Raw genomic sequence first — 25,237 nt, 5'->3', positions numbered from 1 at the left:
GCCTCAGATATAGAGGCGGACAGCGGAAATGGCGCCCCGGTCGGCGGCGTCAGTGGAGAACTCGAACAATCCCACCCCGCGCTTGCCGTCCAGGTGCACGGTCGCAGTAACGGTATGCCCGGCGGCCAGGAGCTTCTCAACCGAGAGATGCCGCACTGTTGAGACAAATTCGGCAACTGACGTCTCAGAGACGCCGTCCAGGCTCAAGGTGGGATTCCGAGTCAGAAGCGCCGAAACCGCGGCGGCATCACCCTGCCCCAGCGCCGCGACGAGTTTCTCGACCTGACGCTTTCCGCGCTTTCGTACCCCGGAAAGGCCGCGCAGGAAGCCGGCGCAGCCCGAAAGCCCTTGGTGACGAATCAGCTGAGGTCCCAGGATCACCGAGGCCAGCAGACCGCGGCCTCCTGAGGTCAGCAGCTGCCCGACCATCTTCTGCAGCTCCCAGTGCGCGAACAGCCGTTGGATCTTCAACGAGCCGTCCGGTCCCTGCGAAACCAGGTCATAGCGCAGGTGCATCGGGATATGCATGGTGACACCGGTCGACATCGTGGTGTGCACCGTGAGGTCTCGCAGCACCGACATGCCGGCGACCACGTCGTGCTGCACATCAAAGGCGATGGTGTTCGGTGCGATGAAGGTGTCGAAGAAGCGCCCGATGGCGGCCGTGCCGACATGGGGGGTCGAACCGACCGGGTCGTTCACCTGCCCGTCGGCGGCGAAGATTCCGACCCAGGCCGACTTATCGTGTACTGCCACAGCTTTCGGAGATTGCTCGACGGCGTCGAGCAGTGCACTGGCACTGTGCGAAGAACGCTGGTCCGGCATCGGAATTCCTCTCGTCGAAGACCGCTAAGACCTCAGGGCCCCTCAGTCGCGCATCCGCAGCACGACCTTGCCCGCCGCGGTGCGATTCTCCAGTGCGGACAGCGCATCTGCGGCCCGGTCGAGGCCAAAAACATCCGGCTGCGGCGCGGCCACTTCTCCGGAGGCCAGCAGCGGCTCCAACACCTCCCATTGGTGCTCCAGTTCGCCGGGATGCGACATCACCCACGCACCCCAACCGACACCCACCACGTCGATGTTGTTGAGCAGCAGCCGGTTCACCTTAACCGTCGGAATGTCGCCGCCGGTGAAGCCCACCACCAGCAGCTTTCCGCCGGGGGCCAGCGAGCGCAGCGAGTCGGTGAACCGGTCACCGCCGACCGGGTCGAGCACCAGGTCCACGCCGCGTCCACCGGTCAGCTCGGCAACCGCCTCGCGGAACCCGTCGGCGAGCACCGTGTCGGTGGCGCCGGCGGCTCGAGCCGTCTCGGCCTTGGCTTCGGTGGAGACCACGGCGATCACCCGAGATGCCCCCAGTGGCCCGGCCAGTCGGAGCGTGGAGGTGCCGATCCCGCCGGCGGCGCCGTGCACCAGAACAGTGGCGCCTTCGGTCAGCTGGCCGCGCGTGGTCAGCGCGAACAGCACCGTCAGGTCGTTGAACAGCAGACCGGCACCGGCCTCGAACGACACCGTGTCCGGCAGTTTGAACACCTGGGCGGCGGGCACCGCGATCACCTGCGCCATTCCGCCGTTGAGCATGGTCAATACCGCCACCCGGTCACCGGGGCGTACGTGCGCGCCGGCCGGGGCGCTGCGCACCACACCGGCCGCCTCGCCGCCCGGCACGAACGGCAGCTCCGGCTTGTGTTGATAGAGCCCGCGGGACTGCAGCACATCGGGAAACGCCACTCCGGCGGCGTGGATGTCGATGACCACCAGGCCCTCACCGGCCGGCTCATCGAGGTCGACCACCTGGGCAGCCGCCGGTCCGTCGAGTTGTGAAATCTGTACCGCGCGCATGGGCGAACCCTTCGTCAGTAGTCCTTTCGGTGAAAACCTAGTCCACGCAGGCGTATGCTCGCGATGCGGCAGCGTTGCCGCATTTCCGATGAGGTGGCGATGAGTGCTCAACGGTCCAGTCGGCGGCGAATTGTCGGCACATTCCCGGCGGAGCTGCCGCCAGCCCGCACCATGGCGGTCCGGGCGGCTGACGGAACAAAGCTGCACACCCAGGTCTTCGGGCCGGCCGACGGTTACCCGATCGTGCTGGCGCACGGAATCACCTGCGCCATCCGGGTGTGGGGACATCAGATTGCCGACCTGAGCGCCGATCACCGGGTGATCGCCTACGACCACCGCGGCCACGGACGCAGCGGGGTGCCCAAGCGCGGTGGATACAGCCTGACGCACCTGGCATCCGACCTGGACGCGGTGCTGGAGGCCACCCTGGCGCCGGGAGAACGTGCCGTCATCGCCGGACATTCGATGGGCGGCATGGCGATCAGTGCGTGGTCGGACCGCTACCGGCACCGCGTGCACGAACGTGCCGATGCGGTAGCGCTGATCAACACCACCATCGGCAACCTGCTGGCCGAGGTCGAACTGTTCCAGGTGCCACCGCCCCTGCAGCGTGCCCGGGTGGAGGCTGCTCGTCGCGGGTTGCTGGCGTTCGGCAACGTGCCGATCGTCGGCCCGGCGAACCTGGCGGTTCGGCGATTCGTGCACATGCTTGCGGTAGGCGGTGAGGCCGACCCCTGGGTCACCTCGTTGATCTGCGACCTGTTCGCCAAAACACCGGCCGCAAGCCGCGGCCACTGGGTGCGGGCGCTCATCGACGCGCTCGGTCCGGCGTCCTTCATCAACCTCGACGGCCTGACCGTGCCCACCCTGGTCATCGGCAGCACCCGGGACCGGCTGTTGCCGCTCGCGGCCTCACAGCGGATCGCCGACGCCGCACCCAATCTCGCCCGGTTCGTCGAGGTCAGCGGGGGACACTGCTCGATCCTCGAACATCCCGCTGCGGTGAATCGGGAGCTGCGTGACCTGGTGGATCTGGCCACTGGTTCCGCGGGCGGCTTGGCGGTCGGCTCCGAGATCAGTTCATAAGGGCCCGGCGAATCGCGTTGAAAGTTCTCACTGCCCTCAGCGGGCTGACCGGTGTGGTCGATCAGGCGCGCGAGCTGCGTGACGCGGGCGTCAGCGGGGTCTTCACCTTCGAAGGCCCGCACGACGTGTTCGCGCCGCTGACCCTGGCCGCCGGAGTGGGTGGCCTGGACCTGATGACCAATGTTGCGATTGCGTTCCCACGCAACCCGATCCATTTGGCGCACCAGGCCAATGATCACCAGCTGCTCAGTGGCGGGCGATTCGTCCTGGGGCTGGGCACGCAGGTGCGTGCGCAGATCGAGAAGCGTTTCGGCGCCGCCTTCGACCGGCCGGTGGACCGCATGGTCGAACTCGTTGCGGCGCTGCGGGCGATCTTCGATTCCTGGAACACCGGCGCCCGCTTGGATTTTCGCGGCGACTACTACCGGCACACGCTGATGACGCCGACGTTCAGCCCCGGGCCGAACCCGTACGGGCCACCACCGATCTATGTCGGCGCGCTGGGGCCGCGGCTGACTCGTGCTGCTGCCGCGCACGCCGATGGACTGCTGGTGATGCCGTTCTCCACCAAGCGATTCCTGCATGAGAGCACCATGTCCGCGGTGCATGCGGGGCTTACCCAAGCGGGAAGGCGTGCCGAGGATTTCGCGGTGGTGCCCGAAGTCATCGTGGCCACCGGTGCCACCGATGCCGAGCGGGAGGCTGCCGAAGCCGCCACCCGGATGTTGCTCGGCTTCTACGCGTCGACTCCGGCGTACGCCCCGGTGCTGGCCGCACACGGCTGGCAGGATTTGCAGCCCGAACTCAACGCACTGTCCAAGCAGGGGCAATGGGCGCAGATGGGTGCACGGATCACCGACGAGATCCTGCACACCATCGCCGCGTGCGGTACGCCGGCGCAGGTGGCCGCGCACATCCGTGACAGGGTTGACGGAATCGCCGACACCGTCTGCATCTACCAGGCGGCTCCGATCGCCCCGGCGGTTATCGGGGCGATCGTCAGCGAATTGTCTTAAGGGCTAGGCGCTAGGGAGCCATGGTGACCCAGTCGGGGAATCCCGTCGGGTCATGCCGTCCCAGCACACCGTGCTCGTAGAGTCCCCAACCCTCGACCGGGGCGGCGTCGCCCTCGCGGCACACCGCGCGCCCCACGTGGTCGATCATCCCGAAGCTGGTGCGCCCGAGGATGCCCGGGTCGGTCATGTCATAGGTCAGGCGCTCGGTGAACTTCTCGCCCTTCCACTCGCCGTGCAGCCAATCGATGTCGCCGCCGTAGCCGCCGCCGACGTGAATGGGCACCGGCAGTTTGGATTCCACCTCGAACACGACCGGAGTCCCGTCCGGGCGGGTGGCCTCGATGGTGGCTCCGGTGGCGATGCGAGTGCCGGCGCGGTAGCGAGTGGAGATCCGCGGCCAACCCAGTTGTTCGACGCGGCCGTCGCGCCAGACTCGGCTGCAGTCGTTGAGCGAGCGGAAGCCGTTCGGCTCCTCCTGGATGATCATCACCACCGCGAAGTCCTCGAAGGCCATCGGCAGATACAGCCACCACATGCCGTCGAACGGCGGATCGGCGGGACGGCCGGCCGGTTCGCGTTCTCCGACCGGTCGGATGCCCCAGGAGCGGTCGCGTGAGCCGATCCAGACCGCGGGGTCGACGGCGATCTCCTCGCCATCGACCACGATCTGCCCACTCCACGAGCCCAATTGAGCGAAGCGCTGCGCATCCAGGGTCACCCTGTTGCCGGTCCGCAGGATGTGCCGCTGCTCCTGCACCGGGTCGAACAGGCCCTCCCAGCGCAGATCGAGTGCGATGCCCTCGGTCTCGTCCATGACCACCCGCAGGGAGCGCAGTGGATCGGTGACCTCGATGCGGTAGGCGCCGATGCGCTGGTTGAGCCGGTCTTGGTCGATGGCGTCGGACAGGTGCACTGCGGTCTGGGTGTCGCCGCGGCGGACCAGCACGTAGGCGTCCTTGACACCGAGGTTGGGGTAGTAGCCGCACCCGGTGATCAAGAAGATGTCCCCGGTGCGGTCGTGGGCATTCAGATAGCACCGGTCGTAAAAATTGCGATCCGAGGATCCCGGCCAGGCGATCGGTTGTGGCAGTTGGTGAACCGGGAATTCGTCGAGTGGCCCCAGCATCAGTTCTGTTCTCCGATCAACTTCTTCAGCAATCCGGCATGGTAGAACAAGGATTCGGGGTCTTCCGGTTTTTCCATCTCCCCGAAATGCACCCGACGGGCCCCGGTGCGCATGAACACGATTGCCCACATCACCCCGGCGTAGACGTAGAACCAGTGCAGGTCACCGAGTTCGACACCGGTGAGCTTCTGGTAGGTGGCCCGCACGTCGCCCTCGCGGAGCACCTGCGGAAGCCCGGGCAGCCCCGCCAGCCCGGAGAGTTCCTCGAACACCATGTGCGCGAAGATGACCCACGACACGTCCAGTTCGCGGGGCCCCAGCGCCACCATCTCCCAGTCCAACACGGCAACCGGCTGGAAGTCGCGGTAGAGCACGTTGCCGATCCGGGAGTCGCCCCAGCACAACACCGTTTCGCCACCGGCCACGTCAGTGGGCCAGTTGTCCTCCAGCCAGGCCAGGGCGCGGTCCAGCAGCGGCGAGCGCCCCATGTCGGGCACCGCGAACTCGTACCACTGCCGTACCCCCTCGAAGTGGCGGCGCAGTGCGGTGTCCCCGTGCGACCCCTCGTCGAGGAAGGCGAAGGTCTGCTCCGCATCACCGATGGCGTGCAGCTTGGCGAGCACTTCGACGGTGGACTCCTGCAGGGTCCGCTGCTGCTCGGCTGTCGCATCGGCGAACCAGTTGCCGCCGAAGGTATAGGGCATGACGTCGGGTGGCACCTCGCCGTCGACCCGGTCCATCAGGAAGAACGGCCGGTCCAGCACGTCTCCGGTCGGTTCGAGCCAGCGCACCTTCGGCACCGGGACGTCGGTGAGCTCACCCACCCGCCGCATCACCTCGAACTGATGATCCAGCCGGTATGTCGGAAACACCGGGACGTCTTCGGCGGCGGGCCCCACCCGCATCACCCAGCGCTGTTCGACCGGGGCACCGTCTTCCGTCCAGCGGGCGGTGAGCATGATTGTTTCCGACGACATGCCGTTCGTGTCGACGCCGCTTTCCACGGTGATCTCCGGCGTGGCCGCGCCCGGCAACTGGGTGGCAAGCCAGCGAGACATTACCGTGGGCAGTGTGGTGACATCGCGGCTAGAACGTTGGATCCGGCCGACGTCCTTTTCCACAGTCGGTTGCTCGACCACGGTTGTATCCTCCGTTAGGGTAATTACGATACGACAGGTAGCGTTATGAAAGCAGAACCTTCAGCGGTTGACAAGGGGTCCGGCGCCGGACGACCTCGTGACCCCCGCATCGACGCTGCCATATTGCAGGCTGCCGTGGAACTGGTTGTCGAAGTCGGATATACGAATCTGAGCCTGGCGGCCGTCGCGGAGCGTGCCGGGACGACCAAGACAGCGCTGTACCGCCGGTGGCCCAGCAAGGCCGAGCTGGTGCACGAGGCCGTGTTCTCGGTGCCGCCGAGTGCGGTGTCCGCGGCGCCCGGCGATGCGGCCGGCGACCTGCGAGCCATGATGGCCGGTGCGCGCGACGCGTTCACCAACCCGGTGGTGCGGGCGGCGCTGCCCGGCCTGATCGCCGACATGGCGACCAACGCCGAGTTGACCGCGCGCATCCTGGAACGCTTCCAGGGACTCTTCGAGGTAATGCGCCACTGGGTGGCCGATTCGGTGAGCCGCGGTGACGCGCGACCAAGCGTGGACCCCGACCGGCTGGTCGAAATCATCGGCGGCGCGGCGCTGCTGGCCATGATGCTGCGCCCCGACGACGACCTCGGCGATGACTGGGTGCAGCGGATCGCTGACATCATCGCCCACGGTGTGATGGCATAGACCCATGTCCCAACCTGTGGGGCCCACCGAGCCGCTGCCCTTCCCGCAAGACTGGGCGTCGCTGCTGGTGTTGGTGCCGCACCCGGACGATCCCGAATACGGTGTCGCCGCCGCGGTGGCGAAATGGACCGCCGCCGGCAAGACCGTCCGCTACGCCCTGGCCAGCAGTGGGGAAGCGGGCATCGCCGGCATGGAGCCGGGGCAGGCGGGACCGCTGCGCGAGGATGAGCAACGGCGGGCGGCGGCCATCGTCGGGGTTTCTCACGTTGACTTCTGGGGCTTCCCGGACAGCAACATCCGCAACACGCCAGAGTTGCGCGCCAAGATCGCAGCGGTGATCGGCGAGTTGCGACCCGACGTGGTGGTGGCGATCTACGGCGGCGCGGAGTTCGGGCCGGGTATGCCCAACCAGCGCGACCACATCGAATTCGCCGCCGCGGTCACCGATGCGTGGGACACCCTGGCAGACAAGCCGCGCTGGCTGTTCCAAGGCGGCCCGGGGCCCACCCATGTCGAGGATGTGGAGGCCTACCTCGATGTCGCGACGGAGTCCTTGGCCGCCCACGACGTGTACCTGTCGGTGCTCGATCCGGCCACACCGGTGCGCGAGCAGGCGCGCCGGGTGGTCGACATGACGACCTCGGCCCAACCCGGTCGCCGGGTGGCCGGGTTCCGCCTGCAGCGCAGCACCATCTCATGACCGACACCACGACGGCGCTGCGGATCGGCGTGCTCGGGGCGGCCCGGATCACCCCGGATGCACTGCTCAAACCTGCCGCCGCCAACCCAGAAGTCGTGGTGAGCGCAGTGGCTGCGCGCGACATCGGCCGCGCCCGTTCCTTCGCCGCCAAACACGGCATCGGCCGGGTGCACGACAGCTACAACGCACTGATCGCCGACCCCGAGGTCGATGCCATCTACAACCCGCTGCCGAACCACCTGCACGGCAAGTGGACCCGCGCCGCACTGGACGCCGGCAAGCACGTGCTGTGCGAGAAGCCGTTCACCGCCAACGCCGAGGAAGCCCGCGAGATCGCCGCGGTCGCCGCGGGCTCCGACCGGGTGGCGATGGAGGCATTCCACTACCGCTACCACCCGATGACCGAGCGCATCGAAGAGATCATCGCCTCTGGCGAACTGGGGGAGCTGCGGCAGGTCCACACCGCACTGAGCTTTCCGCTGCCCCGCTTCTCCGATATCCGCTATCACTATGCGCTGGCCGGCGGGGCATTGATGGACGCCGGCTGCTATGCCGTGCATATGGCCCGTACCTTCGGTGGAGCTACCCCGGAAGTCGTTTCCGCGCAAGCGAAGCTGCGTGACCCACTCGTTGACCGAGCCATGCGTGCGCAGCTTCGGTTTCCCGCCGGGCACACCGGGAGCATCCGCTGCTCGCTGTGGTCATCGAACCTGTTGCAGATCAGCGCCCGGGTGATCGGCGAACACGGTGAGCTGCGGGCGCTCAACCCGCTGATGCCGCAGTACTTCCACCGGTTGCGGGTCAGCTCGCCCAAGGGCAAGCGCGTCGAGCGTTTCACCCATCGGGCGTCCTACGCCTACCAACTCGATGCGTTCGCCGACGCCGTGCTGCGTGGCGTGCCGGTACGCACCACCCCCGACGACGCGATCGAGAACATGACCGTCATCGACGCGATCTACACCGCCGCAGGTCTACCCCTGCGCGAGCCGGGCTGATCTGCTGGGCCGTCTCGGTCACGCCCTGTGGCCCGGTTCGAGATCGTCGATGTCGGAGAGCAACAGCAGGTCCTGGTCGCCTTGGGCGGCATACCCGGCCACGGGTTCCAACAGGTAGCCCATGTGGTCGCCGAGGTCGATCCGACGCAGCGTCTTGCCGACGAACCATGCCGGCGCATCGTCGAGGATCGGCATTCCCGCCGGACCGCTGTGCCAGGAGCAGCGCGCGAACTTGTCGATCTCGTCGCCGGTCTGACCGCCGAACAGCCGGGCCAACTCGATATCGCGGCGCGCCAGGACGTGAACGGCCAAGTGCTCGGCCTCGGCTGCCACCTCGAAGGTGTGGTTGCGCTTGGACATTCCCACCAGAAACCGTGGCGGCTCGATGCTGGTCTGGGTGGCGAACCCAACCAGACAGCCCGAGGCGCGCTCATCGGTCGCCGTGGTCACCACGAACATGGTGTAGTCCAGCATGGTGACCAGCTGCTGAATCGGCTCGTCGTGCATCTGTCCATGATGTACCCGTCGCGCGACGGGCGGGCTGGATTACTGCGCGAATTGCGTTGCCGCGTCCACCAGGTCGAGCAGTGGCTGCGGCAGTACCCCCAACAGCACCGTGATCGCGGCGCACAGCGCGATTGCCGCCTTGCTCCATACGCTGGGCAGCACCAGGTGCGGTGGGTCGGCGGGGGAGTCGGTGAAGAACATCAACACGATGACCCGGACGTAGAAGTAGGCGGCGACGCCGCTGGCGATCACGCCGACCACCACCAGTGGTGCCGCGCCACCCTCGGCGGCAGCCTTGAACACCGCGAACTTGCTGATGAACCCACTGGTCAGCGGGATGCCTGCGAACGCCAGCAGGAACATCGAAAACAGCAGGCCCACAACGGGGTAACGCCGTCCCAACCCGGCCCACCGGGACATGTCGAGTTCCTCTTCGCCGCTGGCGCTGCGGATCAGGTTCACCACCGCGAAGGCACCCACCGTGGAGAAGCTGTAGGCGACCAGATAGAACAGCGTCGCGGAGATACCCGCCGGAATGGCGGACAGCACACCGGTCAGCACAAAGCCCGCGTGGGCTATCGAGGAGTAGGCCAGCATCCGCTTGATCTCAGTCTGGGTGATCGCGGCGATGGTGGCGACCACCATGGTCAGTACCGCGATCAGCCACAGCAGCGGCCGCCAGTGGTCATGCAGCGCCGGCAGTGCGACGTAGAGGATCCGCAGCATCGCGCCGAATGCGGCGACCTTGGTGGCGGCCGCCATGAAGCCGGTGATCGGCGTCGGCGCACCGACGTAGACGTCGGGAACCCACGAATGGAACGGCACCGCGCCGACTTTGAAGAACAAGCCCACCAGGAGCAGGCCGGCGCCGATCAGCGCCAGCGGGTCGTTGCTGTGGGCGAACAACTGCTCACCGATATCCGTCAGCGTCAGCGTCCCGGTGGCGCCGTAGAGCAGTGCAGCGCCGAACAGGAACAGCGCCGAGGAGAATGCGCCCAGCAGAAAGTATTTCAGCGCCGCTTCCTGCGAGAGCAGACGGCGGTAGCGGGCCAGCCCGCACAGCAGATACAGCGGCAGGGAGAGTACTTCCAGGGCCACGAACATGGTGACCAGGTCATTGGCTGCGGGGAACACCATCATGCCGCCGATCGCCAGCACGGTCAGCGGGAACACCTCGGTCTGGGTCACCCCGGCGCGCGCCGCGTCGAGTTCGGCGACGCTGTCCGGGACCGCCGACGCCTGCGGAGTGAACGCGTCTAGACCTGGGTGTACGGGGCTTGCGGGCGCCGCCGCCGCGCCCGGACCTTCGGGAACGCCCGCGCCGATGTTGCGCTCGGAGATGAACAGCACGGCCATGATCCCGACCAGCACGATGGTGCCCTGCAGCACCAGCGCCGGCCCGTCGACGGCCACCGCGCCCAGCACCGCGATGCGACCGCCGGTCGGCAGGTCGCGGCCCACCTCGACGATGGCGGCGAACGCGGCGGCCAGGCCGCCGACCGCGAGCAGGACCTGCATCACGTAACGCGCCCGGCGCCCAATGAACGCCTCGAAGAGCACGCCGGTCACCGCGGTGCCGAAAACGATCAGCAGCGGCAGCAGAAGGCTGTATTCGACGGATGGAACTGGCATGCCCGCCATGGTCAGTGCGCCCCCTCAGCGGTCAGCGGTGCCGGATCGGTCTGACCGATCGTGGTCAGGGTGTGCTCGACGCCCGGATTGATGATGTCCAGCGCGGGTTTGGGGTAGAAGCCGAGGAACAGCAGTAGCGCGATCAACGGGGTGACGACCAGCAACTCCCGTGGCACCAGGTCGCGGATGCGTTCATTGCCTGGGGTGACCGGGCCGGTCATCACCCGCTGATACAGCCAGAGCATGTAGATCGACGACAACACCAGCGCCGTGGAGCCGACCGCCGCCGCCACCCAATACCGGTTGAACGTGCCGATCAACACCAGGAACTCACTGATGAACGGAGCCAACCCGGGCAGCGACAGGGTGGCCATGGCGGCGACCATGAAGGTGCCTGCCATCACCGGTGCCACCTTCTGCACGCCGCCGTAATCCGAGATCGCCCGCGCGCCGTCGCGCCGGGCGACCAGGAATCCGGCGATCAGGAACAGCGCCGCCGTCGACAACCCGTGGTTGAGCATGTACAGCGTCGAGCCGCTCTGCCCCTGGCTGGTCATCACGAAGATGCCCAGAATGATGAACCCGAAGTGCGAGATCGAGGTGTAGGCGATCAACCGCATCATGTCGCGCTGGCCGATCGCCACCATCGCGCCGTAGACCACCCCGATGACCGCCAGCACGATGATGGCCGGACGGAAATACGTTGAGGCGTCGGGGAACAGCTGCAGGCAGTACCGCAGCATCCCGAACGTCCCCACCTTGTCCATCACCGCCATCATCAGCACCGCGGTCGCCGGGGTGGATTCCACCGCCGCGTCGGGCAGCCACCGGTGCAGCGGCCACAGCGGGGCCTTGACCGCGAAGGCGAACATGAAGCCGGCGAACAGCAGCTTGAGGACACCCGGATCCACGGTGGTGGTTGCCGGGGAGAACATCGAGACCAGTTCGCGGAAGTCGAAGGTGCCGCCGGAGGCGCCGTCGCCGGAGCTCACCACGTACACCCCGATGACCGCGGCCAGCATGATCAGGCCACCGAAAAGGTTGTACAGCAGGAACTTCAGGGCCGCTTGAGAGCGCTTCGCCCCGTTCCCGAAACCGCCGATCATGAAGTACATCGGGATCAGCATCGCCTCGAAGAACACGTAGAACAGCAGCACGTCCAGCGAGACCAGTGAGATCAGCACCATCGCCTCAACGGTCAGTGTCAGCGCCGCAAATGCGTGCGGGCCGCGGCTGCGCATCACACTGCGCGCACCGTCACCGTCGTTCCAGCCGGCCAGCATCAGCAGCGGCACCAGCCCGGCGGTCAACAACGCCAGGATCACCGCGATACCGTCCACCCCGAGCGTGTAGCTCGCGCCGAATGCCGGTATCCAGGCGTGCGATTCGACGAATTGGTAGGGCGCGGCAACCGGAGTCGTGTCGAACCCGACGGTGACCACGATCGCCACCGCCAGCGTCGCAAGGCTCACCACCAGGCCGGTCCACTTCGCCAGCCCAGCTTGGCGGGCCGGCAACACGATGACCAAGCCGGCGCCGACCAGCGGTATCAGCCACAGCAGGCTAAGCCAGGGCACGCTGGTGTTCGCGTTCACAGCTGCACCGCCATCACGAGTGCGATGACCAGGACCGTGCCGGCCAGCATTGTCAGCGCGTAGGAGCGCACGAACCCGGTCTGCAGACGCCGTACCAGGTATGACGCGACCGCCACCAGCCCGGCCGTCATGTTGACCGAGCCGTCCACCACCCGGTCGTCGACGCCGACCAGGCCTTGTGCCAGTCGGTTACCCGGACGCATGAGCACCTCCTCGTTGAAGGCATCGCCGTAGAGATACTTGCGGGCCGCCACCGTCAGCGCCGACACGTCGGTGGGCGCGGTGATCGGTATCGGCTTGCGGCCGTACATATTGAAGGCCACCGCGACACCGAGCAGGACGATTCCCAGGGTGATCGCGCCGGTGAGCCAGGCCGGGATGACATGAGCAGCTTCGTGGTCGGCAACCGCAGTCACCGAGCTGACCACCGGCTCCAGCCAGTGCTCCAGGCGTCCGCCGATGGCCAGTGCGGCGCCGGCGAACACGGCGCCCAGAGCCAGCACGATCATCGGCCAGGTCATCACCCGCGGGGACTCGTGCGGGTGCTGCAGCGCGCGCTCGGCGCTTACCTCGGAATCGTCGGCGGCCCAGCGGCGCTCGCCACCGAACGTCATCAGCATCACCCGGGTCATGTAGAAGGCGGTGATGCCGGCACCCAGGATGGTGACGGCGCCCAGCACCCAACTGCGCGTGCCGCCGGAGGCCAGCGCGGCCTCGATGATGGCGTCCTTGGACCAGTAGCCGGCGAACGGCGGCACCCCGATGATCGCCAGGTAACACAGCCCGAACGTCACGAACGTCACCGGCATGAAGCTGCGTAGGGCGCCGTAGCGGCGCATGTCCTGTTCGTCGTTCATCCCGTGCATCACCGAACCCGAGCCCAGGAAGAGGCCGGCCTTGAAGAAGCCGTGGGTGAGCAGGTGCATGATCGCCACCGCGTAGCCGGCCGGACCCAGGCCCGCGGCCAGCACCATGTAGCCGATCTGGCTCACCGTGGAGGCGGCCAGGGCGCGCTTGATGTCGTCGTTGGCGCAGCCGATGATCGCGCCGAACAGCAGCGTGACCGCACCGACCACGACCACCGCCAACCGGGCGTCGGGGGACAGGTCGAACACCGGTCCGGAGCGCACGATCAGATACACCCCGGCGGTCACCATGGTGGCGGCGTGGATCAGCGCCGACACCGGGGTAGGGCCCTCCATCGCGTCGAACAACCAGGCCTGCAACGGAACCTGCGCGGACTTGGCGCAGGCACCCACCAGCAGCAGCAGACCGATGGCGGTGGTCAGCCCGCTGGGGCCGGCATCGCCGACCGCGCCGAACAGTCCGTCGTAGGACAGCGTGCCGAATCCGGCGAACATCACGAACATGGCCAGTGACAGCCCGATGTCGCCGACTCGATTGGACACAAACGCCTTCTTGCCGGCGGCTGCCGCCACCGGCTTGGCGTACCAGAAACCGATCAGCAGGTAGGACGCCAGACCGACACCTTCCCAGCCCACGTAGAGGCCCAGGTAGTTGTCGGCGACGACCAGCAGCAGCATCGCCGCGACGAACAGGTTCAGGTAGGCGAAAAAGCGCCGGCGGTCGGGGTCGTGCTTCATGTAGCCGGTCGAATAGATGTGGATCAACGCGCCGACGCCACTGATCAGCAACACGAAGCAGATCGACAGCTGATCGATCAGCACCCCGAAGTCGACGCGCAGGGCACCCACCGGCACCCAGCTGAACAGGTGCGTGTGAATCGCCCGGTCCTCGCCGTCGCGGCCGAGCATGTCGGCCAGCAGTACCAGCCCGATCCCGAACGAGCCGAGCACGGTGGCGCACGCCAGCAGGTGTCCCCACCGGTCGGTTCGGCGTCCGCCGAGCAACAGGATCAGCGCACCGGCCGTCGGCAGGGCCACCAGCAGCCAGCTCAGCTGACTCAGATTCGTCATAGAGCTCCCCAACTCCTAGCCGCGCAGTAAGTTCGCGTCGTCGACCGAGGCGGATCGCCGGGCCCGGAAGATCGTCATGATGATGGCCAGGCCGATCACCACCTCACAGGCGGCGACCACCATGGTGAAGAACGCGACCATCTGGCCGTCGAGCTGGGAGTGCAGGCGCGAGAAGGTGACGAACGCCAGGTTGGCGGCGTTGAGCATCAGCTCGACGCACATGAACATCACCAGCGCGTTGCGCCGCAACAGCACTCCGGTGGCGCCGATGGTGAACAACATCGCCGACAGGTACAGGTAGTTCTCCGGATTCACTGGTCCGACTCCTCGGTGTTCGCATGCGCGGCGTTGCCGGTGGCGCCGACCCAGCGGTGCGTCAAGGTGTCCGACACCGACAGCTCGGAGTAGGTCCCGTCGGGCAGGCGCGCGGCGATGTCGACGGCGTTGTGCCGGGCGTAGACGCCGGGGGTGGGCAGCGGCGTCGCCCGCCGGCCGGATTGGAAGCGCTGGATGGACAGCTCCCGCTGGGTCATTCGCGGCCGCAACCGCTCGCGGTGCGTCAGCACCATCGCGGCGAGTACCGCGGTGATCAGCAACGCACTGGTGAGCTCGAACGCCCACAGGTAGCGGGTGAAGATCAGTGCCGCCAGTCCCTCGACGTTGTGCTGGCTCAGGTCCGCCGAGCCGGTACCGGTCGCCGTCGGCGTGCCGATGCTGCTCAGGTGCATTGTCGCGCTGCCGATCCCGGCGATCAGCAGCATCCCGAAGCCGATCCCGGCAAGCGTGGCGGCGACCCGCTGGCCGCGCAAGGTCTCCACCAGGGACTCGGCGGAGTCGACGCCGATGAGCATCATCACGAACAGGAACAGCATCATCACCGCGCCGGTGTAGACGACGATCTGCACCACGCCGAGGAACATCGCGTCCTGGACGAAGTAGAACACCGCCAGGATCAGCATGGTCATCGCCAGAAACAGTGCCGAATACACCGCCTTCGCGGCGCTGACGACGCCGATGGCACCGACGACGGCGATGACGCCCAGAATCCAGAACGCCACCGCCTCCCCGGTGGAGGTGCGGACGACGATGTCGGTGGCGAGCAGGGTGGTGCCCATCAGGCTTTGCCCTGCTTCACCCGGTCGAGCATCACGAACAGATCCGGGTCCGCGTCGAGCCCGGCCGGGCTGACTCTGCCCAAGTAGTAGTCCTTTTCGGTGGCGCCGGGCGGCATCGCGTGCGGCGGGGCGATCATGTCGGGTTCCAGCGGCGCCAGCAACTGGTCACGTTCCAAGATCAGCTCGGCACGGTTGTCGGCGGCCATTTCGTACTGGTTGGTCATGGTCAGCGCGCGGGTGGGGCAGGCCTCGATGCACAGGCCGCAGCCGATGCAGCGCAGGTAGTTGATCTGGTAGACGCGGCCGTAGCGCTCACCGGGGGAGAAGCGCTCCTCGTCGGTGTTGTCCGCGGCCTCAACATAGATGGCGTCGGCCGGGCAGGCCCAGGCGCACAACTCGCAGCCGATGCACTTCTCCAGCCCATCCGGATGCCGGTTGAGTTGGTGGCGGCCGTGGTAGCGCGGCGCCGTCGGCTTCTTTTGTTCGGGATAGCCGTCGTTGATCGGCCGTTTGAACATCGTCTTCCAGGTGACGCCGAACCCGGCCAGGGCGTCTCGCAGACTAGCCATTGACGTCCTCCTTGACCCGCGATGGACTGCGTTGTGGCAGCGGTGGTGTCGGGAATGAGCCTTCGGATGTGACGGCCGGAGCCGCCGGCGCTGGTTCGTCGAGGCGACTGTTCAGCGCACTGAACTTGCGATGCAGCGCCAGCAGCAGCACCACCGCGGTCAGCGTGCTCATCCCGGCCAGGGCCAGCTGCCAGTGCTCGTAGCCGTCGTTGCGCAGGCTGCGCAGCACCGCGGCGATCATCACCCAGGCCAGCGCCACGGGGATCAGGATCTTCCAGCCCAGCGCCATGAACTGGTCGTAACGCAGCCGGGGCAGGGTGCCCCGCAACCAGATGTAGACGAAGATGAAGCCCCATAGTTTGACGGTGAACCACAGCAGCGGCCACCAGCCGGTGTTTGCGGCCGGCCACATGTTGAACGGGAACGGAGCGTGCCAGCCACCGAGGAACAACGTGACGGCGACGGCCGAAACCGTGGTCATGTTGATGTATTCGGCGAGGAAGAACAGTGCGAACTTCAGCGACGAGTATTCGGTGTGGAAGCCGCCGACCAGCTCGCCTTCGGCCTCGGGCAGATCGAACGGTGCCCGGTTGGTCTCACCGACCATCGCGGTCAGATACACCATGAACGACGGCATCAGCAGGAACGCGAACCACACCCGGTCCTGGGCCGCCACGATGCCTGAGGTCGCCATCGTGCCGGCGTAGAGGAACACGGACGCGAATGCCAGACCCATCGCGACCTCGTAGGAGATCACCTGGGCGGTGGAGCGGATTCCGCCGATCAGTGGATAAGCGGATCCGGACGACCAGCCGGCCAGGACGATCCCGTAGACCCCGATTGAGGACATCGCCAGGACGAACAACACCGCGATCGGCAGGTCCGCCAGCTGCAAAGCGGTGCGGTGACCGAAAATGCTGACCTCCGGCCCGAGCGGGATCACCGCGAATGCGGTGATCGCCGGCACCGTCGAGATGATCGGCGCCAGCGTGTAGATCGCCCGGTCGACGTTGAAGGGGGTGATGTCCTCCTTGAGCGCCAGCTTGATCGCATCGGCCAGGCTCTGCAGCCAACCTTTGGGTCCGACCCGGTTTGGGCCGGGGCGCATCTGCATGCGGCCCACGACTTTTCGTTCGATGACGATCGCCAGGACCACCGTCAGAATCAGAAACACGAAGACGCCCAGCGCCTTGGCCAGCATCAGCCACCAGGGATCGGTCATGATCTGCGTCCAATCTGTACCGTCGCGCCGGGGGTGACCCCCAGATCCCGGTGCACTGCCGAGTCATGCGAATTCATCGGCAGCCACACCACGTTGTCCGGCATCTCGGTGGTGACCAGCGGCAGGGTGATACTGCCGTGCTCGGTGCTGACGGTGACCGGCTCGCCTTCGGCCACACTGATGTCGGCAGCCGTGGCCGCCGACATGCGTGCCACCGGAGTGCGTGCGGTGCCGGCCAGGTTCGGCTCACCGTCCTGCATCCGGCCCTCGTCCAGCAGCATTCGCCAGCCGGCCAGCACGGCTTCGCCGGCGCCGGGCCGCGGCGGTGAGCCCGCGGCGACCTCGGGTCCGGTGACTCGCTCGCCGGACCAGCCGCCCAGCCCCGCCAGCTCGTCGCGCGCCGCTTCCAGCGTGGACAGCCCCAACGCGACGCCCATCTCGTCGGCGATCACATCGAGTATCCGCCGGTCGGGCAGGGCGCCGGTGTCACCCAGTGCGACACCGAACCGCCGGTGGCGGCCCTCCCAGTTGACGTACGTGCCGGACTTCTCGGCCGCGGCAGCGACCGGGAGCACCACATCGGCGCGCTCGGTGACTTCGCTGTGCCGCAACTCGAGGCTGACCAGGAACTCGACCTCGTCCAGGGCCGCCAACGCCGCCGCCGGGTCGGCCAGATCGGTCGGCTCCACCCCGCCGACCACCAGTGCTCCCAGCTTCCCCTCGGCCGCGGCGACCAGGATGGCGTCGGTGTCGCGGCCGGTCTGCGACGGCAGGTCGTCGGGGCCGCCGAGACCCCAGCTCTGCGCGACCTCGGCCCGCGCCGCCGGGTCACCAAGCGGACGTCCACCGGGGAGCAGGCCGGCCAGCGCACCGGCATCCAGTGCGCCGCGTTCCCCGGCTCGGCGGGGCACCCAGGCCAGCTTCGCGCCGGTGGCATCGGCCAGCCGAATCGCCGCCGACAGTGCTCCCGGCGAGGCGGCCAGCCGTTCGCCGACCAGCAGCACTGCGCCGGGTTGGCGAAGCGCCTGTCCGATATCACCGGTGTGCAGTCCGTCCAGCGCGGCGGCCTCGCCACCGGGAACGACTGCCAGCAGGGTGCCGAACATCTTGGTCAACCCGCGATCGGCGAACGGCGCCAGGCTGAACACCTTGGTGGCGTTCTTGCGGGCCGCCTTGCGCAGCCGCAGGAAGACCATCGGTGCCTCTTCCTCGGGCTCCAGACCGGCCAGCAACACCACCGGCGCGGCCTGCAGATCGGCGTAGCTGACCTCGATCCCGTGGCCCGCCACCCGGGCCGCCAGGAACGCGGCTTCCTCGGCGGACTGCGCGCGAGCCCGGAAGTCGATGTCATCGCTGTGCAGCGCCACCCGGGCGAACTTGGCGTAGCCGTAGGCGTCCTCGGCCGACACCCGCCCGCCGACCAGCACGCCGGTGCGTCCACGTGCCGCGGCCAGGCCGCGCGCCGCCACCGCCGCCGCGTGCGGCCAGGAGGTGGGGACCAGGTTCCCGCTGTCGTCGCGGACCATCGGTGTGGTGATCCGGTCGCCCTGGGTGGCGTAGGTGAAGGCCCAGCGGCCCTTGTCGCAGTTCCACTCCTCGTTGACGTCCGGGTCTTCGCCGGCCATCCGCCGCATCACCTTGCCGCGACGGTGGTCGGTGCGTTCGGCGCAGCCGCCGGCGCAGTGCTCGCAGACGGTCGGTGTGGAGACCAGGTCGAACGGGCGGGCCCGGAACCGGTAGGAGGCACCGGTCAGGGCGCCCACCGGGCAGATCTGCACGGTGTTGCCCGAGAAGTAGGAGTCGAACGGCGTGTCGGTGTAGATGCCGACCTGCTGCAGTGCGCCGCGATCCATCATCTCGATGAATTTGTCCCCGGCGATCTCGTTGGCGAACCGGGTGCAGCGGGCGCACAAGATGCAGCGGTCTCGGTCCAGCAGCACCTGCGAGGAGATGTTGATCGGCTTGGGGTAGTGGCGCTTGGTCTCTTCGAAACGAGTCTCGGTGCGGCCGTGCGACATCGCCTGGTTCTGCAGCGGGCATTCACCGCCCTTGTCGCAGGTCGGGCAGTCCAGCGGGTGGTTGATCAGCAGCAGTTCCATCACCAGGTGCTGGGCCCGATCGGCCTCGGCGGAGGTGTGCTGGGTGCGCACCACCATGCCGTCGGTGGCGGCCACCGCGCATGACGGCTGCGGCTTGCGTTGGCCCTCCACCTCCACCATGCACTGCCGGCACCAGGCCACCGGGTCCAGCAGCGGGTGGTCGCAGAATCGCGGGACCTCGATGCCCAACTGCTCCGCGGCCCGGATGATCAAGGTGCCCTTGGGAACGGTGATCTGTTGGTCGTCGATGGTGAGGGTCACCGACTCCTGACCGTCCGGTTGAGAAGTTTGAGTCACGCCACACCGCCTGCTGCTCCACCTGGCACGAACATGCTCGCTTTCGGGTCGAACGGGCAGCCGCCCTCGAGGTGGGCGATGTATTCGTCACGGAAGTACTGGATCGACGACTTCACCGGCATTGCCGCGCCATCACCCAAGGCGCAGAAGGATTTTCCGAACAGGACGTCGGCGATGTCGAGCAGGGTGTCGAGGTCTTCCGGTGTTCCGCGGCCGGTTTCCAGCCGCTGGTAGATCGGCACCAGCCAGTAGGTGCCCTCACGGCACGGAGTGCACTTGCCGCAGGACTCGTGTTTGTAGAACTCCGACCAGCGCCCCGCCGCGCGCACTACGCAGGTGGTCTCGTCGAAGATCTGCAATGCCTTGGTGCCCAGCATGGACCCCACCGACGCCATGCCCTCGTAGTCCAGCGGGATGTCGAGGTGTTCCTCGGTCAGGATCGGGGTGGACGAGCCGCCCGGCGTCCAGAACTTCAGCCGATGCCCGTCGCGTATCCCGCCGGCGTAGCCGAGCAGTTCGCGCAGCGTGATACCCAGCGGCGCCTCGTACTGCCCGGGACGGTTGACGTGCCCGGACAGCGAATACAGGGTGAATCCACGGGATTTCTCGGTGCCCATCGACCGGAACCACTCCGGCCCGTTGCGCAGGATCGACGGCACACTGGCGATCGATTCGACGTTGTTGACCACCGTCGGCGAGGCATACAGCCCGGCCACCGCGGGGAACGGTGGGCGCAGCCGGGGCTGGCCCCGATAGCCCTCCAGCGATTCGATCAGCGCCGTCTCCTCGCCGCAGATGTAGGCGCCCGCCCCGGCGTGCACGGTGATATCCAGGTCGAAGCCGCTGCCACCGATGTCGTTGCCCAGCAGCCCCGCCGCATACGCCTCGGCGACCGCCGCCTGCAAGCGGCGCACCACCGGCAGCACCTCGCCGCGGATGTAGATGAAGGCGTGGCGGGCACGGATCGCGTAACAGCACACGATCATGCCCTCGATGAGCACATGCGGTGTCGCCATCAGCAGCGGCATGTCCTTGCAGGTGCCGGGCTCGGACTCGTCGGCATTGACCAGCAGGTAGTGCGGCTTTGCCGCTGCCCCCTCGTCGCCTTGGGGGACAAAGGACCACTTGGTCCCGGTGGAGAACCCGGCGCCGCCTCGGCCACGCAACCCGGAGTCCTTGACCAGTTCGATGACCTCGTCGGGTGTCATCGCCAGCGCACGCTTCATCCCGGCGTAGCCGTCGTGGCGGCGGTAGGTCTCGAGCGTCCAGGACTCGGGTTCGTCCCAGTAGCTGCTCAGCACCGGCGTCAGCGGTGTGCCCTCGGCAAGTGTCATTTCTCGCCCCCACTGGTGTTGCGGCCGGGCTCCGGTGCCGTCATCTTGTGCTCGCGCGCCACCTGCAGGCCGGCGAGCGTCGCCGCGCCGGCGCCGCCTTGGCCGTCGTCGGCGCGTTCGTCGGGGAAGCCGGCGAGAATTCGCTCGGTGGCGGCGAAACTGCACAGCGGCATCCCGCGGGTGGGTCGCACCTCGGCGTCGTCGCGCAATTTGTCGACGAGCTCGCGTGCCGATTCCGGTGTCTGGTTGTCGAAGAACTCCCAGTTGACCATCACCACCGGCGCGTAGTCGCAGGCCGCGTTGCACTCGATGTGCTGCAGCGTGACCGATCCGTCGGCGGTGGTCTGATCGTTACCGACGCCCAAGTGCTCCTTGAGGCCGTCGTAGATGGCGTCGCCGCCCATCACCGCACACAGCGTGTTGGTGCAGACGCCGACCAGGTACTTGCCGGTGGGGTCACGCCGGTACATCGAATAGAACGATGCGACCCCGGCGACGTCGGCGCTGGTCAGCCCAAGCAGCTCCGCGACGAACGACAGCCCTGCCGGCGTGACGTAGGTGTCCTGTGCCTGTACGAGGTGCAGCAGCGGCAGGATCGCCGAACGCGGCTGTGGGTAGCGGCCGATGATCTCCTTGGCGTCGGCTTCCAGCTGGGCTCGCACGTCGGGGGAGTAGCTGGTCGGAGCGCCGGGATGGTTGAACTGATTGGGTTCTTCTGGCTGCCGGCCTAACTGCAGGAAGACCCGCTTGCCGTCGGTCCCGGCAGTCGGCGGCATCAACCGGCCGCGCCCGGTCTTGTTGACGCCGGCCTGGTCGATCTCGCCGCCCGACGCGCTCACCGGTCTACCCCGCCCATGACCGGGTCGATGCTGGCGACGGCGGCGATCACGTCGGCGATCAGCCCGCCCTCGCTCATGGCGGCCACCGCCTGCAGGTTGGTGAACGACGGATCCCGGTAGTGCACCCGGTAGGGGCGGGTACCGCCGTCGCTGACCATGTGTACCCCCAGTTCGCCGCGGGGCGACTCGACCGAGACGAACACCTGGCCCGGCGGCACCCACAGGTCCTCGGTGACTCGCTTGAAGTGGTGGATCAGCCCTTCCATCGAGTGGCCCATGATCCAGCCGATGTGCTCCCGGGAGTTGCCCTGCCCGTCCGGGCCGATGGTCAGGTCGCCCGGCCAGGCGATCTTGCGGTCGGAGACCATCACCGGCCCGGGCCGCAGCTTGTCCAGACACTGTTCGACGATTTTCAGGGACTCCTTGATCTCTGCGATGCGGATCAGGTAGCGGCCGTAGGCATCACAGCCGTCATCGGTGACTACCTCGAACTCGTAGTCCTGGTAGCCGCAGTAGGGTTCCGCACGTCGCACGTCATAGGGCAGGCCCGTCGAGCGCAGCACCGGGCCGGTGATGCCCAGCGCCATGCATCCGGTCAGGTCCAGGTAGCCCACGCCCTTGGTCCGGGCCTTCCAGATGTAGTTTTCGGTCAGCAGGTCCTCGATGTCCTTGAGTCGCTTGGGCATCAGCTTGAGGAAGTCGCGGATCTGCGGGACTGCGTCATCGGGCAGATCCACCGACACGCCGCCGGGGCGGACGTACTGGTGGTTCATCCGTAGCCCGGTGATGGCCTCGAAGATGTCGAGCACCAGCTCACGTTCCCGGAAGCCGAACAGCATCACGGTCAGTGCGCCGAGCTCCATACCGCCGGTGGCAAGCGCGACCAGGTGCGAGGACATCCGATTGAGTTCCATCATCAAAACCCGGATGACACTGGCGCGTTCGGGGATGTCATCGGTAATACCGAGCAGTTTCTCCACACCGAGGCAGTAGGCGGTCTCGTTGAAGAACGGCGACAGGTAGTCCATTCGGGTCACGAACGTGACGCCCTGGGTCCAGTAGCGGCTTTCCAGGTTCTTCTCGATACCGGTGTGCAGATAGCCGATGCCGCACCGGGCTTCGGTCACGGTCTCGCCTTCGAGTTCCAGAATCAGCCGCAACACGCCGTGCGTCGACGGGTGCTGGGGTCCCATGTTGACGACGATGCGTTCTCCGGGGTCGGCGGCCTTGGCCGCCTCCACTACCTGATCCCATTCCTGCCCACCGACGTTCAGGACGGTGTGCGGTGTGTCGGTGCTCATTATTTGTAAGCCCTCCGCTGGTCCGGCGGCGGTATCTGCGCGCCCTTGTATTCGACCGGGATGCCGCCCAACGGGTAGTCCTTGCGCTGCGGGTGGCCGTGCCAGTCGTCGGGCATCTCGATCCGGGTCAGCGAGGGGTGGCCGTCGAAGATGATCCCGAAGAAGTCATAGGTCTCGCGTTCATGCCAGTCGGTGGTGGGGTAGATCGCGAACAGTGAAGGAATATGCGGATCTGCATCGGGGGCAGCGACTTCCAGACGGACGCGGCGGTTGTGGGTAATGGACCGCAGCGGGTAGACCGCATGCAACTCGCGGTCGGTGTCACCGGGGTAGTGCACACCGGAGACCCCGAGGCTCAGCTCGAAGCGCAGCGCCGGCTCGTCGCGCAGCAGCTGAGCCACCGCCGGCAGCTGCGCGCGAGGGACATACAGCGTCAGCTCGTCGCGATACACCACGACCTTCTCGACAGCGTCGGCGAACTCGATTCCGTTGCGCTGCAGGGCAGCGGTGAGCGTGTCGACGAGTTCGTCGAAGTACCCGCCATAGGGCCGAGGGGTCTCGCCGGGGAGTGCTGCCTCGGTCACCAGGCGTCCGTATCCGGACGTGTCGCCGGTGCCCGTCGCGCCGAACAGGCCGTGGCGGACCTTGATCACGTCTTCGGGGCCGGTTCGGCCCTCTCCGCTCGCCTCGCTCACCGCAGCAACCCCCTCATCTGCCAGGTAGACGGGGCCGACAGCGCCGCCTCCTCCGTAGCGGTGATCACCTGCTCCCGGTTGGCGCCCAAGGGCATCGAGCGAATCTTCTCGTGCAGCTTGAGGATTGCGTACATCAGCATTTCCGGCCGGGGCGGACAACCGGGCAGGTAGATGTCGACCGGGACGACATGGTCCACGCCTTGAACGATCGCGTAGTTGTTGAACATTCCGCCCGACGACGCGCATACGCCCATCGACAGCACCCACTTGGGCTCCACCATCTGGTCGTAGATCTGGCGCAGCACCGGTGCCATCTTCTGGCTGACCCGGCCGGCGACGATCATCAGATCGGCTTGGCGCGGCGAGGCCCGGAAGACTTCCATCCCGAACCGGGACAGGTCGTAGTCGGGCGCCATCGTCGACATCATCTCGATCGCGCAACAGGCCAGGCCGAAGGTCGCCGGCCACAGTGACCCGGTGCGGAAGTACCCGGCCAGGTCTTCCACGGTGGACAGCAGGAGTCCGCTCGGCAGCTGCTCTTCTAATCCCATGTCTAAGCCCGCCTACTCCCACTCAATCCCAATTCAGGCCGCCGCGCCGCCAGACGTAGGCGTAGGCGACGAACACGATGACGGCGAACAGCACCATTTCGATGAGGGCGAATACTCCGAGCCCGTCGAAGGCAACTGCCCAGGGGTAGAGAAATACGATCTCGATGTCGAAGACGATGAACAGCATCGCGGTCAGGTAGTACTTCACCGGGAATCGCTGTCCGGGCGGGGCGTGCGGCCCGCTGACCGGCTGGTCTGTGGGTTCGATGCCGCACTCGTAGGCTTCTAGTTTCGACCGGTTGTAGCGGGAGGGGCCGACCAGTGCGGTGGCGACCACGGAAAACACGGCGAAACCGGCGGCTAGCGCGGCGAGGACCAGGATCGGCAGGTAGAGGTTCATGCTCAGTGACGTAGTTCCCTTCCGGGCGCCGATGTGACTTCAGGCACAGCCTAGTCCGCCGTCACGGGGCGGTTGGGAAGAATCCGAAATTGCCGACAACTGTGACGGGCATCACCTGTAGCGGTAACGGCGACAGGGGAATTCGTCTCTGAGGCTGCCCTAACTAAGGCGCCGGCGTGCGCAGCAGACCCAGCACCGCACGGCTCAATTCCATCGGGTCCAGCGGGTGGGCTACCGCGGCGTCGGCGTGTGACCACTTCGCCAGCCAGACGTCGTCGGCGCGGCCGGTCAGCACCACGATGGGCGGGCACGGGGTGATCTCGTCTTTGAGCTGTTTGCAGATACCCATTCCGCCGGCCGGAGCGGCCTCCCCGTCCAGGATGGCCAGGTCGATTCCACCGGCATCCATTTGCCGGATCACCACCGGCTCGGTTGCGACCTCGACATAACTCAGCTCCGGTAGGTCCGGGTGTAGCTGCTTGCCCAACGCGGTCGTAACCCGTGCACGGGTTGCGGCGTCGTCACTGTAGACAAGGATTCGCAGCGCGGCATTGGAGTCGGACACGGACCAGATGCTACTGCGCGGGTACTG

Annotated in this window: 25 protein-coding genes; 5 read left to right on the top strand and 20 right to left on the bottom strand. The window is 67.0% G+C overall.

The genetic code is table 11. From position 1 onward, the window contains the following. Window positions 1–3: 3 nt before the first annotated feature. Both ACJH71_RS08520 and ACJH71_RS08515 read right to left on the bottom strand, forming a co-directional pair. Window positions 4–825 (bottom strand): nuclear transport factor 2 family protein, encoded by an 822-nt coding sequence (locus ACJH71_RS08520; protein WP_406757570.1) that lies wholly within the window; start codon window positions 823–825, stop codon window positions 4–6. A gap of 42 nt (window positions 826–867) precedes the next feature. Beyond that, complete coding sequence (locus ACJH71_RS08515) at window positions 868–1,842, bottom strand: NADPH:quinone oxidoreductase family protein (RefSeq protein ID WP_406757569.1); 975 nt, start codon at window positions 1,840–1,842, stop codon at window positions 868–870. A gap of 99 nt (window positions 1,843–1,941) precedes the next feature. Here ACJH71_RS08515 and ACJH71_RS08510 point away from each other — a divergent pair, with 99 nt between their 5' ends. Together ACJH71_RS08510 and ACJH71_RS08505 are read left to right on the top strand one after the other, a co-directional pair. After that, on the top strand, window positions 1,942–2,928 hold the full coding sequence (locus tag ACJH71_RS08510; protein WP_406757568.1) for an alpha/beta fold hydrolase: 987 nt from the start codon (window positions 1,942–1,944) through the stop codon (window positions 2,926–2,928). 17 nt (window positions 2,929–2,945) lie between these two features. Further along, the gene (locus ACJH71_RS08505) at window positions 2,946–3,944 is read left to right on the top strand and encodes a TIGR03617 family F420-dependent LLM class oxidoreductase (RefSeq protein ID WP_406757567.1); all 999 of its coding nucleotides are present in this window, start codon (window positions 2,946–2,948) and stop codon (window positions 3,942–3,944) included. Between the two features lie 10 nt (window positions 3,945–3,954). Here the strand turns inward: ACJH71_RS08505 and ACJH71_RS08500 are convergent, their stop codons facing one another. After that, a complete protein-coding gene (locus ACJH71_RS08500; RefSeq protein WP_406757566.1) occupies window positions 3,955–5,070 on the bottom strand; it encodes a hypothetical protein in 1,116 nt (371 codons plus the stop codon). Further along, entirely contained in the window at window positions 5,070–6,209 is a 1,140-nt protein-coding gene (locus ACJH71_RS08495) for a phosphotransferase family protein (protein WP_406757565.1), read from the bottom strand. Before ACJH71_RS08495 ends, ACJH71_RS08500 begins: the two co-directional genes overlap by 1 nt. A 45-nt stretch (window positions 6,210–6,254) precedes the next feature. On the opposite strand from ACJH71_RS08495, the gene ACJH71_RS08490 reads away from it, so the two are divergent. Genes ACJH71_RS08490 through ACJH71_RS08480 form a run of 3 tightly spaced genes read left to right on the top strand, consistent with a single transcriptional unit; the run spans window position 6,255 to window position 8,552 of the window. Continuing rightward, a complete protein-coding gene (locus ACJH71_RS08490; protein WP_406757564.1) occupies window positions 6,255–6,857 on the top strand; it encodes a TetR/AcrR family transcriptional regulator in 603 nt (200 codons plus the stop codon). Window positions 6,858–6,861: 4 nt separating this feature from the next. Continuing rightward, on the top strand, window positions 6,862–7,557 hold the full coding sequence (locus ACJH71_RS08485) for a PIG-L deacetylase family protein (RefSeq protein WP_406757563.1): 696 nt from the start codon (window positions 6,862–6,864) through the stop codon (window positions 7,555–7,557). Beyond that, entirely contained in the window at window positions 7,554–8,552 is a 999-nt protein-coding gene (locus ACJH71_RS08480) for a Gfo/Idh/MocA family protein (RefSeq protein WP_406757562.1), read from the top strand. The genes ACJH71_RS08485 and ACJH71_RS08480 overlap by 4 nt, the downstream gene beginning before the upstream one ends. An 18-nt stretch (window positions 8,553–8,570) precedes the next feature. Here the strand turns inward: ACJH71_RS08480 and ACJH71_RS08475 are convergent, their stop codons facing one another. From ACJH71_RS08475 to ACJH71_RS08400, 16 genes are all read right to left on the bottom strand, one after another. Next, window positions 8,571–9,059, bottom strand: a complete 489-nt coding sequence (locus ACJH71_RS08475) for a flavin reductase family protein (protein WP_406757561.1) — start codon at window positions 9,057–9,059, stop codon at window positions 8,571–8,573. 39 nt (window positions 9,060–9,098) lie between these two features. Continuing rightward, window positions 9,099–10,700 (bottom strand): NADH-quinone oxidoreductase subunit NuoN, encoded by a 1,602-nt coding sequence (gene nuoN, locus ACJH71_RS08470; RefSeq protein ID WP_406757560.1) that lies wholly within the window; start codon window positions 10,698–10,700, stop codon window positions 9,099–9,101. Window positions 10,701–10,702: 2 nt separating this feature from the next. Next, complete coding sequence (locus ACJH71_RS08465; protein ID WP_406757559.1) at window positions 10,703–12,286, bottom strand: NADH-quinone oxidoreductase subunit M; 1,584 nt, start codon at window positions 12,284–12,286, stop codon at window positions 10,703–10,705. Further along, window positions 12,283–14,223, bottom strand: coding sequence for an NADH-quinone oxidoreductase subunit L (gene nuoL / locus ACJH71_RS08460; protein WP_406757558.1), 1,941 nt, complete (start codon window positions 14,221–14,223; stop codon window positions 12,283–12,285). The genes ACJH71_RS08465 and nuoL overlap by 4 nt, the downstream gene beginning before the upstream one ends. A gap of 15 nt (window positions 14,224–14,238) precedes the next feature. Then, window positions 14,239–14,538: an NADH-quinone oxidoreductase subunit NuoK gene (nuoK, locus tag ACJH71_RS08455; RefSeq protein ID WP_308483848.1), complete on the bottom strand. Its 300-nt coding sequence runs from the start codon at window positions 14,536–14,538 to the stop codon at window positions 14,239–14,241. After that, window positions 14,535–15,338 carry an NADH-quinone oxidoreductase subunit J gene (locus ACJH71_RS08450; protein WP_406757557.1) on the bottom strand — a complete coding sequence of 268 codons (804 nt, stop codon included), beginning with the start codon at window positions 15,336–15,338 and terminating at the stop codon, window positions 14,535–14,537. Before ACJH71_RS08450 ends, nuoK begins: the two co-directional genes overlap by 4 nt. Continuing rightward, on the bottom strand, window positions 15,338–15,907 hold the full coding sequence (gene nuoI / locus ACJH71_RS08445) for an NADH-quinone oxidoreductase subunit NuoI (protein WP_406757556.1): 570 nt from the start codon (window positions 15,905–15,907) through the stop codon (window positions 15,338–15,340). The genes ACJH71_RS08450 and nuoI overlap by 1 nt, the downstream gene beginning before the upstream one ends. After that, window positions 15,900–17,129, bottom strand: coding sequence for an NADH-quinone oxidoreductase subunit NuoH (gene nuoH / locus ACJH71_RS08440; protein ID WP_406757555.1), 1,230 nt, complete (start codon window positions 17,127–17,129; stop codon window positions 15,900–15,902). The genes nuoI and nuoH overlap by 8 nt, the downstream gene beginning before the upstream one ends. Continuing rightward, window positions 17,126–19,525: an NADH-quinone oxidoreductase subunit G gene (locus ACJH71_RS08435; RefSeq protein WP_406757554.1), complete on the bottom strand. Its 2,400-nt coding sequence runs from the start codon at window positions 19,523–19,525 to the stop codon at window positions 17,126–17,128. The genes nuoH and ACJH71_RS08435 overlap by 4 nt, the downstream gene beginning before the upstream one ends. Beyond that, window positions 19,522–20,859 carry an NADH-quinone oxidoreductase subunit NuoF gene (nuoF, locus tag ACJH71_RS08430; RefSeq protein WP_406757553.1) on the bottom strand — a complete coding sequence of 446 codons (1,338 nt, stop codon included), beginning with the start codon at window positions 20,857–20,859 and terminating at the stop codon, window positions 19,522–19,524. The genes ACJH71_RS08435 and nuoF overlap by 4 nt, the downstream gene beginning before the upstream one ends. Then, the gene (gene nuoE, locus ACJH71_RS08425; RefSeq protein WP_406757635.1) at window positions 20,856–21,635 is read right to left on the bottom strand and encodes an NADH-quinone oxidoreductase subunit NuoE; all 780 of its coding nucleotides are present in this window, start codon (window positions 21,633–21,635) and stop codon (window positions 20,856–20,858) included. Before nuoE ends, nuoF begins: the two co-directional genes overlap by 4 nt. 59 nt (window positions 21,636–21,694) lie before the next feature. Then, window positions 21,695–22,999 carry an NADH dehydrogenase (quinone) subunit D gene (gene nuoD / locus ACJH71_RS08420; protein WP_406757552.1) on the bottom strand — a complete coding sequence of 435 codons (1,305 nt, stop codon included), beginning with the start codon at window positions 22,997–22,999 and terminating at the stop codon, window positions 21,695–21,697. Next, the gene (locus ACJH71_RS08415) at window positions 22,999–23,694 is read right to left on the bottom strand and encodes an NADH-quinone oxidoreductase subunit C (protein ID WP_406757551.1); all 696 of its coding nucleotides are present in this window, start codon (window positions 23,692–23,694) and stop codon (window positions 22,999–23,001) included. Before ACJH71_RS08415 ends, nuoD begins: the two co-directional genes overlap by 1 nt. Then, window positions 23,691–24,245, bottom strand: coding sequence for an NADH-quinone oxidoreductase subunit B family protein (locus ACJH71_RS08410; RefSeq protein WP_024442466.1), 555 nt, complete (start codon window positions 24,243–24,245; stop codon window positions 23,691–23,693). Before ACJH71_RS08410 ends, ACJH71_RS08415 begins: the two co-directional genes overlap by 4 nt. Before the next feature lie 22 nt (window positions 24,246–24,267). Continuing rightward, on the bottom strand, window positions 24,268–24,645 hold the full coding sequence (locus tag ACJH71_RS08405) for an NADH-quinone oxidoreductase subunit A (RefSeq protein WP_406757550.1): 378 nt from the start codon (window positions 24,643–24,645) through the stop codon (window positions 24,268–24,270). A 163-nt stretch (window positions 24,646–24,808) separates the two neighbouring features. After that, window positions 24,809–25,210 carry a hypothetical protein gene (locus tag ACJH71_RS08400; RefSeq protein WP_406757549.1) on the bottom strand — a complete coding sequence of 134 codons (402 nt, stop codon included), beginning with the start codon at window positions 25,208–25,210 and terminating at the stop codon, window positions 24,809–24,811. Between the last annotated feature and the right edge of the window lie 27 nt (window positions 25,211–25,237).

It is taken from the genome of Mycobacterium sp. SMC-15 (assembly GCF_045310925.1).
GTDB lineage: Bacteria > Actinomycetota > Actinomycetes > Mycobacteriales > Mycobacteriaceae > Mycobacterium.
This window is presented reverse-complemented; position numbering and strand designations above follow the sequence as displayed.

What these genes read in the sequence shown, in the direction of transcription:
- ACJH71_RS08520 (WP_406757570.1), bottom strand. Translation starts at nt 825, where the DNA reads ATGCCGGACCAGCGTTCTTCGCACAGTGCCAGTGCACTGCTCGACGCC.
- ACJH71_RS08515 (WP_406757569.1), bottom strand. Translation starts at nt 1,842, where the DNA reads ATGCGCGCGGTACAGATTTCACAACTCGACGGACCGGCGGCTGCCCAG.
- ACJH71_RS08510 (WP_406757568.1), top strand. Translation starts at nt 1,942, where the DNA reads ATGAGTGCTCAACGGTCCAGTCGGCGGCGAATTGTCGGCACATTCCCG.
- ACJH71_RS08500 (WP_406757566.1), bottom strand. Translation starts at nt 5,070, where the DNA reads ATGCTGGGGCCACTCGACGAATTCCCGGTTCACCAACTGCCACAACCG.
- ACJH71_RS08490 (WP_406757564.1), top strand. Translation starts at nt 6,255, where the DNA reads ATGAAAGCAGAACCTTCAGCGGTTGACAAGGGGTCCGGCGCCGGACGA.
- ACJH71_RS08485 (WP_406757563.1), top strand. Translation starts at nt 6,862, where the DNA reads ATGTCCCAACCTGTGGGGCCCACCGAGCCGCTGCCCTTCCCGCAAGAC.
- ACJH71_RS08480 (WP_406757562.1), top strand. Translation starts at nt 7,554, where the DNA reads ATGACCGACACCACGACGGCGCTGCGGATCGGCGTGCTCGGGGCGGCC.
- ACJH71_RS08475 (WP_406757561.1), bottom strand. Translation starts at nt 9,059, where the DNA reads ATGCACGACGAGCCGATTCAGCAGCTGGTCACCATGCTGGACTACACC.
- nuoN (WP_406757560.1), bottom strand. Translation starts at nt 10,700, where the DNA reads ATGGCGGGCATGCCAGTTCCATCCGTCGAATACAGCCTTCTGCTGCCG.
- nuoL (WP_406757558.1), bottom strand. Translation starts at nt 14,223, where the DNA reads ATGACGAATCTGAGTCAGCTGAGCTGGCTGCTGGTGGCCCTGCCGACG.
- ACJH71_RS08450 (WP_406757557.1), bottom strand. Translation starts at nt 15,338, where the DNA reads ATGGGCACCACCCTGCTCGCCACCGACATCGTCGTCCGCACCTCCACC.
- nuoI (WP_406757556.1), bottom strand. Translation starts at nt 15,907, where the DNA reads ATGGCTAGTCTGCGAGACGCCCTGGCCGGGTTCGGCGTCACCTGGAAG.
- nuoH (WP_406757555.1), bottom strand. Translation starts at nt 17,129, where the DNA reads ATGACCGATCCCTGGTGGCTGATGCTGGCCAAGGCGCTGGGCGTCTTC.
- nuoF (WP_406757553.1), bottom strand. Translation starts at nt 20,859, where the DNA reads ATGACACTTGCCGAGGGCACACCGCTGACGCCGGTGCTGAGCAGCTAC.
- nuoE (WP_406757635.1), bottom strand. Translation starts at nt 21,635, where the DNA reads ATGCCGCCGACTGCCGGGACCGACGGCAAGCGGGTCTTCCTGCAGTTA.
- nuoD (WP_406757552.1), bottom strand. Translation starts at nt 22,999, where the DNA reads ATGAGCACCGACACACCGCACACCGTCCTGAACGTCGGTGGGCAGGAA.
- ACJH71_RS08410 (WP_024442466.1), bottom strand. Translation starts at nt 24,245, where the DNA reads ATGGGATTAGAAGAGCAGCTGCCGAGCGGACTCCTGCTGTCCACCGTG.
- ACJH71_RS08405 (WP_406757550.1), bottom strand. Translation starts at nt 24,645, where the DNA reads ATGAACCTCTACCTGCCGATCCTGGTCCTCGCCGCGCTAGCCGCCGGT.